Below are 15,006 nucleotides of genomic sequence, written 5' to 3'. Positions count from 1 at the left end.
GCGACCTCACCAGAGATAAAAAAGCGCAAAGATGAACACCCACACGAGATCGACGAAGTGCCAGTACAGACCGGTGATCTCGACGATCTCGTAATGCCCTTTCCGACTTGTGAAAAAGCCGCGCCTTTCGACATCGAAGTCTCCCCGCAAAACCTTTCGCGCAATGGCGATCAGGAAAATCACGCCGATCGTTACATGGGTGCCGTGGAAGCCAGTGATCATGAAGAAGCTCGAACCAAACTGCGCCGCACCCCAGGGATTGCCCCAGGGCCGGACGCCTTCCATGATCAGCTTGGTCCATTCAAAGGCTTGCATTCCGACGAACGTTGCGCCGAATGCTGCTGTGGCCAACATCAAGGCCGCCGTCTTCACGCGGTCGCGGCGATAACCGAAGTTGACGGCCATCGCCATCGTCCCGCTGCTGCTGATCAGGATGAAGGTCATGATCGCAATCAGGATGAGCGGGATTTTCTTTTCCCCGATCGTGAGGGCGAAGACCTCGCTGGGATTGGGCCACGGCACGGTCGTGGACATTCGCGCCGTCATGTACGACAACAGGAAACAACTGAAGATGAAGGTGTCGCTGAGGAGGAAGATCCACATCATGGCCTTCCCCCAGGAAACGTTCTTGAAGGCGCGCTGATCCGAGGACCAATCGGCGGCGATGCCACGCCAACCTGCAGGCCGCGCCGGCGGTTCTACGTTGTTTATCAGCGCCGTTTCTGCCATCTGGTCCCTTGCCTCCCTAGCTCAGCAACTGGCGACAGATGTCGACGAAATTGTCTGTCCAGCCCGTCAGCAGGCCGACCAGGACTAGCCAGACCAACAGCAGGAAGTGCCAGTAGATAGTGCAGAGTTCCACGCTCAGACGAATTTGGCTCGCCTCGGCGCCACGCAATACCTTGGCAGTCGTTCTACCGAGCGCCACCAGACCGCCCATCAGATGCAGCCCGTGCACAGCGGTGATCAGGTAGAAGAACGAATTGGCTGGATTGGACGCCAGGAAGTACCCGGCGCCACTCAGCTGGCGCCACGCCAGCAGTTGCCCGACAAGGAATGTAATGGCGGACGCTCCACCGGCGCACAGGCCGATGCTTATGCCGTCGATGTCGTCGCGGCGCGCGGCCATATACGCCCATTGCAGTGCCACACTGCTCAAGACCAGGACGCCGGTGTTGAACCACAACAGCGCTGGCACTGGCAGCGTCCGCCAGTCCACCATGTTCATGCGCATCGAGTAGGCGCTGATGAAGAGTGCGAATAGCGAGCCGACGACCGCGAGAAATACGCCCAATCCGAGCTTCGCCGCCGGCAGGGACGAGGTACTCTCCTCGCGAAGATCGACCATCACGCCTTCCTCCAGCCATGGCTTGGCTGCCAGCCGCTGTTGCGAGAGCCACCATCCCGCAATTGCGGCTATTCCAGCCATGAACAGGATGATGGCGCTCATGCGTGGGGCCCTTGCGCCGACAATCCGGCCGGCGGTTCATTTTGCGGCACGAAATCCATGGCGGCGCCGGGGACGCTGTAATCGTAGGCCCAGCGATGGACGATCGGGAGCTCCTTGCCCCAGTTGCCATGCCCCGGCGGGGTCTCTGGCGTTTGCCATTCCAGCGACGCGGCGCCCCAGGGATTGCCGCCGGCCTCTTTTCCTTTGAACAGGCTCCAGATCAGATTGAACAGGAACACGAGCTGGGCGAAGCCGACGATCAGGGCCGCGACGCTCATGAACGCATTGAGGTCATGGGCGGATGCCGGAACGAAGGCCGTTTCGCCGATGTCGTGATAGCGGCGGGGCATACCCAACAGGCCCAGATAGTGCATGGGGAAGAAAATCGCATAGGCGCCGAGGAACGAGACCCAGAAGTGGAATCGTCCAAGCGCCTCATTGAGCATTCGTCCGGTGACTTTCGGGTACCAATGATAGATTCCGCCGAACACCGCCATGATCGGCGCAATACCCATCACCATGTGAAAATGAGCGACAACGAACATCGTGTCGGACAACGGAACGTCTACGACCACGTTGCCGAGAAACAGGCCGGTCAAGCCGCCGTTTACGAAGGTGATGATGAACGCCAGCGCGAACAGCATCGGGATGGTGAGATGAATGTCGCCTCGCCAAAGGGTCAGCACCCAATTGTAAACCTTGATCGCGGTCGGGATCGCGATGATGAGCGTCGTGGTGGCGAAGAAGAACCCGAAATACGGGTGCATGCCGCTCACATACATGTGGTGCGCCCACACGACGAAGCTGAGGGCGCCGATCGCGACGATCGCCCAGACCATCATGCGATAGCCGAAGATGTTCTTCCGGGCATGGACGCTGATCAGATCGGAAATGATGCCGAAGGCCGGCAAGGCGACGATGTAGACCTCGGGATGACCGAAGAACCAGAACAGATGCTGGAACAGGATCGGGCTGCCACCCCCGTATTTCGTCAGCGTGCCCATCTCGACCAGCGTCGGCATGAAGAAGCTGGTTCCCAGCAGGCGGTCGAGCAGCAACATCACCGAAGCGACGAACAGCGCCGGGAAGGCCAGCAGCGCCATGACGGTGGCCGTGAAGATGCCCCACACCGTCAAGGGTAAACGCATCAACGTCATGCCGCGCGTGCGCGCCTGCAGCACGGTCACCACGTAATTCAGCCCGCCCATGGTGAAGCCGATGATGAACAGGATCAGGGAGGCCAGCATGAGAACGATGCCCCAATCCTGCCCGGGAGTACCGGAGAGAATCGCCTGCGGCGGGTACAGCGTCCAGCCGGCGCCGGTGGGCCCGCCGGGCACGAAAAAGGTCGAGGCCAGCACCACGACCGCGAGCAGGTAGACCCAGTAGCTCAGCATGTTCACATAGGGGAACACCATGTCCCGGGCGCCGACCATCAGCGGGATAAGGTAGTTGCCGAAGCCGCCGAGGAACAGCGCGGTGAGAAGATAGATCACCATGATCATGCCGTGCATGGTGATAAACTGGAGATACTGGTTCGGATCGATGAACGAAAACGTGCCGGGGAATCCGAGTTGCAGCCGCATCAGCCATGACAGCACCAGCGCAACCATTCCAATGGACATCGCCGTGATCGAGTACTGGACGGCGATGACCTTGGCGTCCTGCGAAAAGACGTACCTCGTCCACCAGCTTCTCGGATGATAGAGCTCGACCTCGCCCACTTCGGCGGGCGGGACGCCTGCCACGGTGTCAAACGGGACATCGACCATCGGAATTCCCTCCTTGGTCTCTCTCTTCAACGAAGAGTTCGCCGTTCGCTATGCGGCACTCCTCGTCGGTATTTTCATTCGCTTCCTGGCTTGTAGGCAGCTTTCGCGACGTTGCGCTGTTGCGATAACTCGGCGAACGTCCGCTGCTTCTCCAGCCACGCGTGATAGTCTTTCTCTTCGTCTACGATGACCTTGCTCCGCATCTGCGCGTGCGCGGCACCGCAGAGTTCCGCGCAGAGAACCTCGAATGTTCCGGTGCGCGTGGGCGTGAACCAGTAATATGTGACCGAGCCCGGTATCATATCCATCTTCGCGCGAAACTCCGGCACATAGAAATCATGCAGGACGTCAATCGAGCGGAGCAATAGCTTCACCGGTTTCCCAAGCGGCAGGTGCAACTCGTCATTTTGAATGACGACATCGTCTTGTCCGGCGGGATCGTCGGGACTCAACCCCATGGGATTGTCGGAACTGACATTGCGGGCATCGGAAGTCCCGAGCCGGCCGTCCTTTCCGGGAAGCCGATAGCTCCATTGCCACTGCTGTCCCATGACCTCGACCTCGGTCGCATCGGCTGGAACTGTGACGAACTGGTGCCAGACAACCAGCCCGGGTGCCAGCATGGCTGCGACGCCGATTGCAGTCCCGACGCTGAGCCACCATTCGAGCTTCTTGTTCTCGGGATTGTAGTCTGCCCGTCTTCCCTCCGTGTGTCGAAAGCGGAAGACGCAATAGGCCATGAATGCGACGACCGCGAAGAAAACCGCCCCAGTGATCCAGAATGTCAGGGTTATGGTGTCGTCGATGTAGCGCCAGTTTGAGGCAAGCGGGGTCCACCACCACGGGCTGAAAATGTGAAACAGCACCGAGGCGATCGCTACCAAAAGCAGTATGATCGCTACAGCCATCCTTTATGCATCCTTGCCACCGAGGGCTGCGGATACGAGTTAAAGGGCGGAGCTCACGTCTGTCGCGATGGCGAATTTCATATGCGCCATCATCGTGCCTATTGCCTCGCCCATTCGACCGGTCGCGACGTAAAGGGTTGACACGAACTGCACGTCACGACCGCTCATTTCACGGGAGCTGGTGGCGTTCAGAACTTTAAGATGGCCCCCGTTGAGCCTACCGTCAATAGCTCAATGGAAGGTCCTGTCACGCCCTTGCTTTGCGAGTCTGACGCGCAATCCATTGGCACCGGCATTTGATGATGCAGCGCAATAATCGATGTGTGCAGACGCACAAATCACCCAACCGCGATCGCTATGTCTTGCTTCTATCGTATATCGGACTAATTTCACTTTACCGGTCGCGACAGATGTCGTCCGGCAAGGCTCCTTCACGTTGAACCTGATTTGCCGGGCTCGATCGCGATTTTCGCGGATGAGACGGTTGCGCGCGTTTTGAGAGCGCTCCGTTCCCCTGCGACCACAGGCAAGGAGCCCGGAGCCATGACCACAGTATTCGCAAGATCCAAGCTAGACGTATTTGGCGTCTCTACCGCCTTTGTCGTTCGCAAGATCAGCCTTTCCGATTTGGGCAACGCGTTGCGCCTGGGTTGGGAGGACTTCAAGGCGATCCCAACTCACGCCGTCGTCCTGTGCGTGATTTATCCCGTCCTCGGAATTGTCCTGTTCAGACTTGTGATCGGCTATTCGGTGCTGCCGCTGCTCTTTCCGCTCGCCGCCGGCTTTACCCTGATCGGTCCTTTTGCCGCGCTCGGCCTCTACGAACTCAGCCGGCGCCGCGAGCGCGGAGAGGAAGCAGCAGCATGGGATGCCATGCACGTGTTGCGCGCACCGTCTTTCGGCGCCATGCTCGAACTCGGCACCCTCCTGCTGGTTCTGTTCGGGGTCTGGATCGCCGCCGCGGACGCGATCTACATTGCAACCTTCGGCCACGCTCCGGCTGCACGCATCCCTGACTTCGCGATGCGTGTTTTGACGACGCCGGAAGGATGGTCGCTCATCATCGTCGGCTGCGGCGTCGGATTTCTGTTCGCCGTCGTGGCCCTGTGCGTCAGTGTTGTGTCGTTTCCGCTGATGCTCGACCGGCATGCGACTGCAATCGACGCAATCCGGACGTCGCTGCGGGCCGTGAGGGAAAATCCAGTTCCGATGGCGGCATGGGGTCTGGTTGTTGCGGTATTGCTGGCGATCGGCTCGCTACCGTTCTTCGTCGGTCTCGCTGTCGTTCTGCCGGTGCTCGGTCATGCCACCTGGCATCTTTATCGGAAGGTGGTCGAGCCTGACCCGAATCCGCCCGAAGAACAGCCGCGCCCGCCGATAGGTCACCGCTATGCGGCGGATTTCCCGGCCTCACTCTTCCCATGGAGCCACGAACGCTAGCCGGAGGCAGCAACGAACGGGCGCACCATCATTGTGTTCGGCGGAACCGGGTTTCTCGGCAACCGCATCGTTCGCCATTTGTGCGATCACGAATTTCCCGTCCGGATCGCGTCACGGCATCCGGACGTGCAGCTTCAATCCATAGCGGCCAACATTCACGACGAGCGATCCGTCGCGAATGCGCTGGCTGGCGCCTACGGCGCCGTCAACGCAGTCAGCCTTTATCGCGAGCGTGGACGGGAGACTTTTTACTCCATTCACGTCGAGGCGGCTCAACTTGTAGCAGCCCAGGCTCGCCGGGCCGGAGTCGAACGGCTTGTTCACGTTTCGGGGATCGGTGCCGATGCCGCCTCGCTATCCCACTACATCCGAAAGCGCGGCGAAGGTGAACGCGCGGTCAGCGCGGAATTCGCCGATGCATTTATCGTCCGCCCCGCTGTGATGTTCGGACCGGACGACGCGTTTCTCAACACCATCCTCAAGCTTCTTCGTCGGCTTCCGATCTATCCGATGTTCGGCCGCGGTCGGACCAGATTGCAACCGGCCTATGTCGAAGATGTTGCGGAGGCGGTTGCCCGAATCATGGAGCGAACGGAGACTTGCCCGTCGGTCTTTGAATTCGGCGGCCCGACCTCCTACTCCTACGAGCAACTGCTCGGAGCGATCGCGCATCAAGCTGGCCTCGCGCCTCTCCTGATTCCAATGCCGTTTGCCATTTGGCACGCGCTGGCCTGGGCCTCCGAGATACTCCCTGGCCTGCCCCTTACGCGTAACCAGGTGGAGCTGATGCGGATCGACTCCGTGCCATCACCGGAGATGCCTGGATTTGCCGACCTAGGCATTTCGCCACATTCGATCGAGGAAATCCTCCAGAGGATATCATCGCATCGAGGATGAAAGAGGCTCCGCGGCTAATCCGCTTCGACGGCTGACGGTGCCTACCTTGAAGTAGTCCGCCCACCCGCGCAGCGTGCGTCCAACTTGCCCACTAGCATTGCGGTTTCTTGCTCTGCCTCCGCTTGATCGGTCAGCACGTGGATTTTCTCCACCGCGAACACCTTCAGGCCGAAGTGCCCGGGATCGTCCTCGCCCTTGAAGCTCGCCAAAGCTTCCATGCGCGGAAACGGCCTTGCGATCGCAGGGATCGTTGCTGCGACGGGGCGAAACACCCTTTAGGTACCCGGAACGAATTGTACCTCCCGGCGCTTGAATCCCGACTCGTTGTGCATGGCAGCGATGAATTGTGGAGGCGAGAATGGTGCTGATGGGACTTGGCGCTCTGCTCGTTCTAGGCGGATTCTTGTACATGGTACGCGCTACTATTTGGCGGGGATCGCTTAGTCGGCCGGCTGGCGATACTCTGGAGCCGACACGGCGCGGCCTGGGATTCCTGGGGGTCGGAGCGAACTGGCCAGGCATTATCCTTATGGCAATCGGTGCCCTCCTGCTGGTGTCGGGGGCCGGCCTTTAGCCTCAGCCAGCCGGCCTGGGCCATTTCAATTTGCCACTTTGCACTGCTCCGGGGCCCCGGCGACGCAGTTTCGAGCGCTTGCGCCGCCCGCCTTGAGGCGCAATCCCCACCACGACTCAAACGGCGGACATCCCTCATTTCTGCTACGATCAAACCATGACGATCGGGATTACCGGACCCGAACGGAAGGTACCAAGGCAAAGTGCCGTGGTCGGGCTCATCATTGCGGCCGTCGTCATTGGGGTTTGCCTGTTCCTGCTCTGGCTCGCGAGCGACTTCTTGGTCGACTGGCTGTGGTTTTCCTCGATCGGTTATCTGCAGGTTTTCTGGACAACAATCGGCGCCAAAGCTGCCGTCTTTCTTGCGGTCTGGACCGGAACCGCTGTCATACTTTGGCTGAACGGATGGTTCGCACTGCGCTTTGCCCGACGACAGTCGACACAGCTTGTCACCGGTCCGGCGTGGAACGCGCGGACAACGCGCCGCCAGATCTGCTTGCGCTTGTACGCGATCGACTGCCGTGGCCCCGGTTGATCGCAGGCGGGCAGCTTTGCTCGCCCTGCTTGTCGCCGCTGCAGAAGTTGGCAATTGGGGCGTCTTGCTGCGGTTTGTTTATCAGGTGCCATATGGCGCAGACGATCCGCTCTACAACAAGGACATCGGCTTCTATCTATTCTCGCTGCCCGCCTACATCCTCATCAAGAACTGGACGATGCTCGCGCTCGTTCTGAGCGCGCTCTTCGCCGCGGTGATCTACTGGGTGCACGGCGATATCGAATACGACTCTCATCGCCGATCAATGCCATCGACGGTGATTGCCCACGGCTCGGCGCTGCTCGGTCTTCTCTTCGCGGTGAAGGCCTGGTCCTATGGTCTCGATCGCTATCTGCTGCTCTACGGCGATAACGGCGTGGTCGTCGGCGCAAGCTACACCGATGTCCACGTGGGGCTACCGGTCTTGTGGTTGATGATCGGACTTTCGGTCGTCGCGGCGTTCGCCGCATGGGCAAACGTGCGGGTGCGCACCTGCCAGCTTCCTGCAGCCGCGTTCCTGCTTGTCGTGATCGGGTCTTTCGTGCTGTCGGGCGTGATTCCCCTGCTGTTCCTGCAGTTCTTCGTCAAGCCAAGCGAATTAGAGCTGGAAAGGCCCTATATCGAACGCAACATCGCCCTGACCCGGCAGGCATACAATCTCGATCAGATCGCAGCCAAGCCGTTCGCCGCCGAACAGGAAGCTTAGCTTCAAGACGCTCGACGCCAACAAGGCTTGCAGGTGGAGATCACCGGCCGCCGAACCTACTCGACCTCGATCCTTCGCTCCTTGGCGGCCCGCAGGCTGCGGAGATAGTAGCCTTGTGCCCGAACGGCTGACTTGATTTCGTCGCTGACCTTGAGAACTCTTTTTCTGCTCTTGCGCCACTTATGTGCAGAGTAAAGCACGGGTACGCCAGAGCCCGTACTTAGAACGAGCAAGTCGCGCTTGTCATTGCGATAGACATCAAACACCTTTCGACCCCGCTGCTCATCTTGAACTAAGAATGAAATATGTTTGGTCGTCTCAATGGACGAGCTTAGTATCTCGAACGGCTGTGCGGGTTGTAAATCTGCAACGCCCGCGAATTTTGCGTCATGGCGTTCCGGATTTGGAACGAACTGATGCAAGCTCGGAATATCGCCAAATTGGGCGCGCTAGGCAGTTAATACAGCGATGCCGTGAACGGCACGAGACAGGAGGATCGCTTGTACCCGTCCCGTGCGGATCGGACATGCCAGGAGCTCGAACAGCAACGATCAGCCGGATGTGATTTCTAACGAAGGTAGAACGAAATACTCAGGGAGCCAATTCAGGAGACTGGCGAATTCTGGAAAATGGCGTGCCGCCATCAGTTTCAAGAAATCCGATCCGAAAGACCTGCTTCTGCTGTTGCACGCCAGCCATCAGCGGGCATGCCAATGCCGCTCCGCTCACCAACGTCTTGAAATCGCGCCGTCTCATACCCGTCCCCCGATGGGTACGGAAGATACACATTGCTCCGATTCAATTGAGCAAGCCGGCCCGCCAACCGCGGAGGTCCGGGATGGGTCATTCGCGTAGGTTTGACCGGATTACGGCGACTTCCGGTCTACCCCTGCCGGTGAACGGACATTCTCCGGACAGGCGGGCAAGTCTCAAAGGGGCCACTTGCCGTCTGGAGAACCGGGCGACGTCGCCTGTGGTCAAACTCAAAAGTCTGAGTGGCAACTGGAAAGTCCGCTTTGCCCTCAACTACGGGCATCGTCAGCTAGACCTATCAGGTCCGATCTCACGGCTCGAAAACCAATCGCGTTCCCGTGTACGCGCCTAAGAGCTTTGTCGGCATCGCAGCCCGCGCGGCTTCCTAAAATGGCTCCCCGTACAATGCAGCGGAATCACGTAAGTCGGATCGATTTCCTGAAGTGCCTTGACCGTATCTCGAACGTAGTCCTCTTGATAGGGCGCGAGATGAAAGCCCCCTATGACCGCATGAATTTTTTCCACGCCGGAGGCGGCTTGAGCTTCCTTGATCGCGTTGACCACGCCGCGATGGCTGCATGAAGTTAGGACGACAAGCCCCCGTCCTTTCAAATTAAACGCCGTCGCGATCTCGTGCTGAAACTGATCCGGTACGACGGGCGCAGTACGTTCCGCCTCGCTGAGGCGCTCGGGATAACAGCCGATGCCGCGGTCGAAACCAATGGTCATTGCGCTCGGTGACAGTACCTTCTCGAAGGTCTTCTGACTGATTTGCCCCGTGGCGACGGCGTGATCCGCAACCAGGGCAGGTCTGGCTGCGACTGTTACGGCGAGGTCTACCTCCTCGAGTGCTTTGCGGTCGATGACGCCGAAGCTGCCCCGCACCGGAGGTGCAGCCCACTCGCGCGCGCAGAAACATCCTTCGCCGCCGACAAACAACGGCAGTTTGGGCTTTAGCTTGCCACTATGCGCCTGCAAGAAACCGACGAGACCGCCAAAGTGGTCCTGGTGTCCGTGGCTGAGCACAAGTGCGTCGATGGCCGCCGGGTCAATACCAAGCAAGCTCGTGTTGTTGAGAAGGGCTTCCGGCGTGAAACCGAAATCAACTAGGACGTTGCGCGTCTCGTTGCCGCGTCGACTCGACATGCGTCGCAAGGCCGAATTCGCTGACCAACGTTCTGCGGGGCGGCTTGTCGCTGAGACTCCAGCCAAAGTGCTGGACGTCAAGGTTGGGTAGCTTCCTGCTCGGTGCGACAGCGAACTGATAGCTGTCGATCACTATCCGAACAGCTATGCGGTCGAGCTCAGGCAACGGTCCGGCGACGGCCTCGGCGCCCGGACCGACTTCGAGCCAGCGAGGAGCGTAGCAAGTATCACGCTTAAGACACTGGCGCCTCCGCTGCAGACAAATTCTCGCCGTCCAATCTCGTCGCAGAAAAACTGCCGTCGAGGCCCCTGGGGGCCTCCTTCTGATAGCACGATTGAGGTTGAGGTATAATCGACAGCCATTTGCTACCTCCCCGTTCTGCCAACTCGAGGCCATAAACAGAAGGCGCGGGACCACAGGAGCGTTTCGCTCCGAAGGTCGGGCGTCTCACGTCAATATGATCATCTCAACTTACGCTAGGTCAAGAGAACTACCGGCCTGAGCTGCCACTTCGCGATATAGCAAAGTTACTGTCCTTCCCAACGGGTGGCTTCGAGGGGCGGCGTCCATGTCCGGTCAGGGTCAACCGCGTCGGTCGAGGGCTGCGCCGCCCATCCGGTCTATTCGATACAGCCGACCTATTCCGCTTCGTGGTCCCTTCTCCCGCGGGCCAAAAAGCGACATCGCACAACACAATCCGATCACCACGGCAGCCGCGCGATTGCAAGCTCATTCGCTATGTCGATGCCGATTCACACCATCTACCTTGTTCAGCAGGTATCCTCCGCCTGATCCATTTAGTTCATTCCAGCGATCTTCGTCGCGGCAGGGGTACCCCTGCGATCGCGTAGATTGCGAGGAGTTCGTTCTGCCCTCGACCGGACCCGTGAGAACCAGTTCACACGTCTCGTATTGGGCGTCTGCTATGATCTTATCGCCCATTTCGTCGAAGGACCCTAACAATGGACGCAGAGGCAAGAACGCTAGTTGGCGCGGCCGGCTCAAATACGGTCAGCCAAGAGTTCAAGACGGTCGCGATCTTCTGCGTCCTGGGGCTGCTGCTCTCACTCGTCGCTGTCATCAGCTTCGACTTGAATTTCGGAGCTTTCTGACGCGGAGTGGGAAGCGTCCGCCCGCGCCCGTTCACGCACCTCGCGCCAGGTCGTAGCCGAAGGTGTCTCATCCGCAGACGCTCTGGATGTAGCGAAGGCACATCGCCCGAACATCATGATTCTCGATCTCGGGATTCCCGGCGACAGCCTGGAGAGGCTCAAGCAGTTGTGCGTGGAATTCCCCGAAACGCACTGCGTGATACTTACCGCCTGCGACGATCCGCAGACTGGCATCGCCGCCCTGAACGCGGGCGCCCACGGCTACATCCTGAAGGGGGTCAGCGCGATTGAATTGAAGGCCGCAATCTGGGCCGTCTTCAAGAATGAGTCCTCGTTCGTCTCGCCGGAGTTTCCGGCGCGGCTGCTTTCGGCGGTTCAGCACAAGGAGGTGGGGTCGATCGACCTGGGTCTCAGCCATCGCGAACTGCAGATCATCGCGGAGGTCGAGAACGGCGCCACCAACAGGATGGTCGCCGAGAAACTCAAGATCAGCGAAAAGACCGTCAAGCACTACATGAGCAGCATCATGCACAAGTGCGGCGCCACGAACCGCGTGTCCGCCGTCATGGCATCTCAGAGGGTGCGCCAGTCCGGCCAACACGCCTGAAAGGGGTAGCGCCGCCTGATTCAAGCTTGTCCAGCGAAGCCATGGGCTCTGGCCTTGGCCTTCCTCTTTGCGCTTCGGGAAGCTCTGTAAATGCCATGAGCGGTCGGAGTGATGAGGCAGCTTCATTCCTCGCGTATGTCGATCGGTTTCGACGGCCTCCGGCCGCGAGGTCTGAACCGAGGAAGCTGAGGCTGAGAAGCTTCAGTGTTCCAAGACCAGATGAACGTCTACAAGAATGCGCCTTTGACGTCCAAAGGTCGTGCACAGTCATCGAGACGTTGCGACGGCAGCGCCACACCGGCAAGCAGATCGCAGCCGAGGTCTAGGTGTCACCGGCCACCGTCAGCCGCGTCCTGCGCCGTTGGGGCCAAGGGGCTGAGGCAAGAAAACGAGACCTTTCGAACAAAATACAACATAGCTTGAAGTGGAAGTTCGCGATGGCGGCGGCGATCGAAAGACGTTTGTGGATTGATTTCTCGTGCTCGGTATCCAACGGTGGTCTGGTTCAATCTCGGACCTGCGTCGCGGAAAGGACGAGGCCGAATCGAAGAATTACGGAGCGCGAACAACCGGACATGTCGCGGACATGCCAAAACCGACGCGAACGACCCAGGCCGCCCTCAGCACGGCCCAAGCGTTCAATCTCTGTCGCTGATAACCCTCTTTGGGGGCGAAAAGAACTTCGCCGGCTAACGCGCGACCAGAGCTACTATCAAGAGACTAAGCGTTAGCCCGATAGACGACATCATAAATACGGGCACAAAAGTCTCGAAGCCGATCTCGGGATTTCCAACCACTGCTTCGTGCCGAAGAACTCGGTCGACGTTTGTCTGCATGATCATTGCGATTCTCCCGTCTTTAGACGTCGTTGGATTTGGCGTCATTCGAAAAAGCGACGGGAGAGTCCTTAAGTGGAACGACTTAGCTGCGATATAGAGAGGGGACTTTCCTCCCTAGGATCACTTCGGTACATGGCCGGGAGGCGGACGGTTGCTCGAAGACCTTTCGGACGGCGGTCAGAAATATTCTCCAGCACAATTATCCCCTCGAGGCGGTCAACGATGCGGTTTACGATCGAGAGGCCCAGCCCGATACCATCTTCAGCCGGTCGGCTGCCGCGGAAGAACGGCTCGAATATCCGATCGATGTCGCCGGACGGGATACCTGGTCCGGTATCTTCGATCTGCACCACCGCTTCCTTGCCCTCGCGGTAGACCCCAATGTCGACCCGTCCGCCTTGCGGCGTGAAGCGCACGGCATTGTCGAGCAGGTTGCGTACCATCGTCGCGACCATCATGGGCTCGCCCTTGATCGCGATCGGTTCAATCAACTGGAAGCCAAGATCTATTCCCTTGCGCGCCGCCTCTGGCACCAGATCCGCCACCAAATCCTTCACGGTGCGGTCTAGCGGGACCACGGTGGCTTCACCGTTCGGCCCGGCCTCATGTCGCGCCAGCGCGAGCAGTTGCTCAAGAAGATGCTTGGTGCGGCGTATGCCCTGCTTGAGCGCGCCGAGGCGTTCGCGCGCTTGCTCGGGAAGATCGGCCGGATCGAGATTCTCTGCCTGCAAACTAAGCGCGGTGATGGGCGTCCGCAGTTCATGCGCAGCATCGGCGACAAAACGCCGCTGCTGATCCATCATCAGTTTCATTCGCTCCAATAGCCCATTGATGGATGCGATGAACGGATGAAGTTCGCTTGGCGTGTCCGCTAGCGGGAGCGGGGTCATGTCAACCGCATGTCTTAAGTCGAGATCACCGGCCAATCGGACCATCGGGCGCAGCGATCCCGCGACGACCAACGCCGCGACCAGCAGCAAGCAGGGAATCAACGCGGCGATCGGGAGCAGCGTGCGGATCGCCATGCTGCTCGCTATGTCATCTCTGACGTCGGTCAGCTGTGTCACGGCAAATCGGCTTCCGTCAGGCCGGGTCCGCAGTAGCACCCGCACCGACTGACCGATGCGCGACACCACGTGCAGTCCGTCCTGGTGGCTCCAGAGTAGCCGCTCCTCGGCCGAGCCATGCGGCGCCATCCCCAATTCTGTGACATCAACCTCCGCGTCCGCATCAACGCCGCCGAGTGACTGGTCGCTCTTGACGCTGCCGTTCTGCAACAGGCTGCCGATCTGGATCAGGGTCGAATCCTGCATCTCGATCGCCTCGTCGAACGCCCAGAGGTAGGTGAACGCGCCACCGATGCACCCTGCAAGCAAGATAACCGCCGTCAAGCCGACGAAAAGACGAGCGCGCAGGGACTTTGTCATAACGAGCGGTCCACCATCCAGCCGACACCGCGCACATTGCGGATCACTGTGGCGCCCAGTTTCTTACGGATGGTATGGATCAGGAATTCGATCGCATTGCTCTCGACTTCCTCGTTCCAGCCGTAGATTTGCCGCTCAATCTCGCTGCGCGACAGGATCGTACCCGGCCGCGCCAACAGCGCCGAAAGCAGCGCGAACTCGCGGGCGGTAAGCAGCGATGCCTCGCCGTGGAACGAAGCTTCGCGCGTTGCAGGATCCAAATGAAGCATGCCATTGCTGAGCAGCGCCGGCGAACCGCTGCCTTCCCGGCGAAGAACGGCGCGCATGCGCGCCAGCAATTCGCGAATCTCGAACGGCTTTACCAGATAGTCGTCCGCGCCGAGATCGAGGCCATCGATGCGGACGTCAACGCCGTCCCGCGCGGTCACAATGATGACCGGAAGCTTGCGGCCGAGCGCGCGAAGCCGGCGCAGCACCTCTCGGCCATCAGCCAGCGGGAGCCCTAGATCGAGCAGCGCTACCTCGTAAGCCTCACTCTCCGCAACGTGGATGGCGGTCTCGCCATCGGTAACCCAATCCACCGCATAGGCCGCATCCCTAAGCGCCTGCTCAACGGCCGCGCCGACCATCTTGTCGTCCTCAATCAGCAAAACCCGCATTTCGATGTCTCTGTTTCAATGCCCAGTTGATCTCTCATGGGACAACGCGCCCTGGGATACCGTCGTTCGTGGTCGCGCACCGCGAAATGCTCCGGCTTGGAACCGGGATCGTTCTCCCCATCCCGACTTAGCGGAGACTTAGAGTGGGCCTCGAGTGGGCCTCGTCAATTGCATTGCGCGG

Annotated in this window: 16 protein-coding genes; 6 read left to right on the top strand and 10 right to left on the bottom strand. The window is 59.6% G+C overall.

Annotated elements, in window-relative coordinates; all coding sequences use genetic code 11:
• Nucleotides 1-6: 6 nt before the first annotated feature.
• The 4 genes from IVB42_RS29120 to coxB all read right to left on the bottom strand — a co-directional run bounded on the left by IVB42_RS29120 (nt 7) and on the right by coxB (nt 4,130).
• The gene (locus IVB42_RS29120; RefSeq protein WP_247370047.1) at nt 7-729 is read right to left on the bottom strand and encodes a heme-copper oxidase subunit III family protein; all 723 of its coding nucleotides are present in this window, start codon (nt 727-729) and stop codon (nt 7-9) included.
• A gap of 16 nt (nt 730-745) precedes the next feature.
• Nucleotides 746-1,450 carry a cytochrome c oxidase subunit 3 gene (locus IVB42_RS29115; protein ID WP_247370046.1) on the bottom strand — a complete coding sequence of 235 codons (705 nt, stop codon included), beginning with the start codon at nt 1,448-1,450 and terminating at the stop codon, nt 746-748.
• Nucleotides 1,447-3,222, bottom strand: a complete 1,776-nt coding sequence (gene ctaD, locus IVB42_RS29110) for a cytochrome c oxidase subunit I (RefSeq protein WP_247370044.1) — start codon at nt 3,220-3,222, stop codon at nt 1,447-1,449. Before ctaD ends, IVB42_RS29115 begins: the two co-directional genes overlap by 4 nt.
• A gap of 74 nt (nt 3,223-3,296) precedes the next feature.
• Nucleotides 3,297-4,130: a cytochrome c oxidase subunit II gene (coxB, locus tag IVB42_RS29105; RefSeq protein WP_247370042.1), complete on the bottom strand. Its 834-nt coding sequence runs from the start codon at nt 4,128-4,130 to the stop codon at nt 3,297-3,299.
• A gap of 543 nt (nt 4,131-4,673) precedes the next feature.
• On the opposite strand from coxB, the gene IVB42_RS29100 reads away from it, so the two are divergent.
• Nucleotides 4,674-5,570: a DUF2189 domain-containing protein gene (locus IVB42_RS29100; protein ID WP_247370039.1), complete on the top strand. Its 897-nt coding sequence runs from the start codon at nt 4,674-4,676 to the stop codon at nt 5,568-5,570.
• 33 nt (nt 5,571-5,603) lie between these two features.
• On the top strand, nt 5,604-6,467 hold the full coding sequence (locus tag IVB42_RS29095; protein WP_247372114.1) for a complex I NDUFA9 subunit family protein: 864 nt from the start codon (nt 5,604-5,606) through the stop codon (nt 6,465-6,467).
• A gap of 41 nt (nt 6,468-6,508) precedes the next feature.
• Here IVB42_RS29095 and IVB42_RS29090 read toward each other — a convergent pair whose 3' ends face one another.
• Entirely contained in the window at nt 6,509-6,685 is a 177-nt protein-coding gene (locus IVB42_RS29090) for a hypothetical protein (protein ID WP_247471563.1), read from the bottom strand.
• Nucleotides 6,686-7,197: 512 nt separating this feature from the next.
• On the opposite strand from IVB42_RS29090, the gene IVB42_RS41935 reads away from it, so the two are divergent.
• The gene (locus tag IVB42_RS41935; RefSeq protein WP_247531445.1) at nt 7,198-7,575 is read left to right on the top strand and encodes a UPF0182 family protein; all 378 of its coding nucleotides are present in this window, start codon (nt 7,198-7,200) and stop codon (nt 7,573-7,575) included.
• Between the two features lie 16 nt (nt 7,576-7,591).
• Entirely contained in the window at nt 7,592-8,281 is a 690-nt protein-coding gene (locus IVB42_RS41930) for a UPF0182 family protein (RefSeq protein WP_253075414.1), read from the top strand.
• Nucleotides 8,282-8,337: 56 nt separating this feature from the next.
• On the opposite strand, the gene IVB42_RS42365 is transcribed toward IVB42_RS41930, so the two are convergent.
• The 3 genes from IVB42_RS42365 to IVB42_RS29070 all read right to left on the bottom strand — a co-directional run bounded on the left by IVB42_RS42365 (nt 8,338) and on the right by IVB42_RS29070 (nt 10,180).
• Nucleotides 8,338-8,547 carry a hypothetical protein gene (locus IVB42_RS42365; RefSeq protein WP_247370064.1) on the bottom strand — a complete coding sequence of 70 codons (210 nt, stop codon included), beginning with the start codon at nt 8,545-8,547 and terminating at the stop codon, nt 8,338-8,340.
• A 325-nt stretch (nt 8,548-8,872) separates the two neighbouring features.
• Nucleotides 8,873-9,037, bottom strand: coding sequence for a hypothetical protein (locus IVB42_RS29075; protein ID WP_247372112.1), 165 nt, complete (start codon nt 9,035-9,037; stop codon nt 8,873-8,875).
• Between the two features lie 345 nt (nt 9,038-9,382).
• The gene (locus IVB42_RS29070; protein ID WP_247471607.1) at nt 9,383-10,180 is read right to left on the bottom strand and encodes an MBL fold metallo-hydrolase; all 798 of its coding nucleotides are present in this window, start codon (nt 10,178-10,180) and stop codon (nt 9,383-9,385) included.
• 963 nt (nt 10,181-11,143) lie between these two features.
• Here IVB42_RS29070 and IVB42_RS29065 point away from each other — a divergent pair.
• Both IVB42_RS29065 and IVB42_RS42360 read left to right on the top strand, forming a co-directional pair.
• Entirely contained in the window at nt 11,144-11,293 is a 150-nt protein-coding gene (locus IVB42_RS29065) for a hypothetical protein (RefSeq protein WP_247452578.1), read from the top strand.
• Nucleotides 11,277-11,900 (top strand): response regulator transcription factor, encoded by a 624-nt coding sequence (locus IVB42_RS42360; protein ID WP_346015404.1) that lies wholly within the window; start codon nt 11,277-11,279, stop codon nt 11,898-11,900. Before IVB42_RS29065 ends, IVB42_RS42360 begins: the two co-directional genes overlap by 17 nt.
• 907 nt (nt 11,901-12,807) lie before the next feature.
• Here the strand turns inward: IVB42_RS42360 and IVB42_RS29055 are convergent.
• The gene (locus IVB42_RS29055) at nt 12,808-14,166 is read right to left on the bottom strand and encodes an ATP-binding protein (protein WP_247471560.1); all 1,359 of its coding nucleotides are present in this window, start codon (nt 14,164-14,166) and stop codon (nt 12,808-12,810) included.
• On the bottom strand, nt 14,163-14,825 hold the full coding sequence (locus IVB42_RS29050; protein ID WP_247471558.1) for a response regulator transcription factor: 663 nt from the start codon (nt 14,823-14,825) through the stop codon (nt 14,163-14,165). The genes IVB42_RS29055 and IVB42_RS29050 overlap by 4 nt, the downstream gene beginning before the upstream one ends.
• Nucleotides 14,826-15,006: the final 181 nt, after the last annotated feature.

It is taken from the genome of Bradyrhizobium sp. 45 (genome assembly GCF_023073155.1).
Lineage (GTDB): Bacteria > Pseudomonadota > Alphaproteobacteria > Rhizobiales > Xanthobacteraceae > Bradyrhizobium > Bradyrhizobium canariense_D.
The sequence above is the reverse complement of the archived record's forward strand: the minus strand, read 5'-3'. Positions and strand labels throughout refer to the sequence as shown.

What these genes read in the sequence shown, in the direction of transcription:
- IVB42_RS29120 (WP_247370047.1), bottom strand. Translation starts at nt 729, where the DNA reads ATGGCAGAAACGGCGCTGATAAACAACGTAGAACCGCCGGCGCGGCCT.
- IVB42_RS29115 (WP_247370046.1), bottom strand. Translation starts at nt 1,450, where the DNA reads ATGAGCGCCATCATCCTGTTCATGGCTGGAATAGCCGCAATTGCGGGA.
- ctaD (WP_247370044.1), bottom strand. Translation starts at nt 3,222, where the DNA reads ATGGTCGATGTCCCGTTTGACACCGTGGCAGGCGTCCCGCCCGCCGAA.
- coxB (WP_247370042.1), bottom strand. Translation starts at nt 4,130, where the DNA reads ATGGCTGTAGCGATCATACTGCTTTTGGTAGCGATCGCCTCGGTGCTG.
- IVB42_RS29100 (WP_247370039.1), top strand. Translation starts at nt 4,674, where the DNA reads ATGACCACAGTATTCGCAAGATCCAAGCTAGACGTATTTGGCGTCTCT.
- IVB42_RS29090 (WP_247471563.1), bottom strand. Translation starts at nt 6,685, where the DNA reads ATGGAAGCTTTGGCGAGCTTCAAGGGCGAGGACGATCCCGGGCACTTC.
- IVB42_RS41935 (WP_247531445.1), top strand. Translation starts at nt 7,198, where the DNA reads ATGACGATCGGGATTACCGGACCCGAACGGAAGGTACCAAGGCAAAGT.
- IVB42_RS29075 (WP_247372112.1), bottom strand. Translation starts at nt 9,037, where the DNA reads ATGAGACGGCGCGATTTCAAGACGTTGGTGAGCGGAGCGGCATTGGCA.
- IVB42_RS29070 (WP_247471607.1), bottom strand. Translation starts at nt 10,180, where the DNA reads ATGTCGAGTCGACGCGGCAACGAGACGCGCAACGTCCTAGTTGATTTC.
- IVB42_RS29065 (WP_247452578.1), top strand. Translation starts at nt 11,144, where the DNA reads ATGGACGCAGAGGCAAGAACGCTAGTTGGCGCGGCCGGCTCAAATACG.
- IVB42_RS29055 (WP_247471560.1), bottom strand. Translation starts at nt 14,166, where the DNA reads ATGACAAAGTCCCTGCGCGCTCGTCTTTTCGTCGGCTTGACGGCGGTT.
- IVB42_RS29050 (WP_247471558.1), bottom strand. Translation starts at nt 14,825, where the DNA reads ATGCGGGTTTTGCTGATTGAGGACGACAAGATGGTCGGCGCGGCCGTT.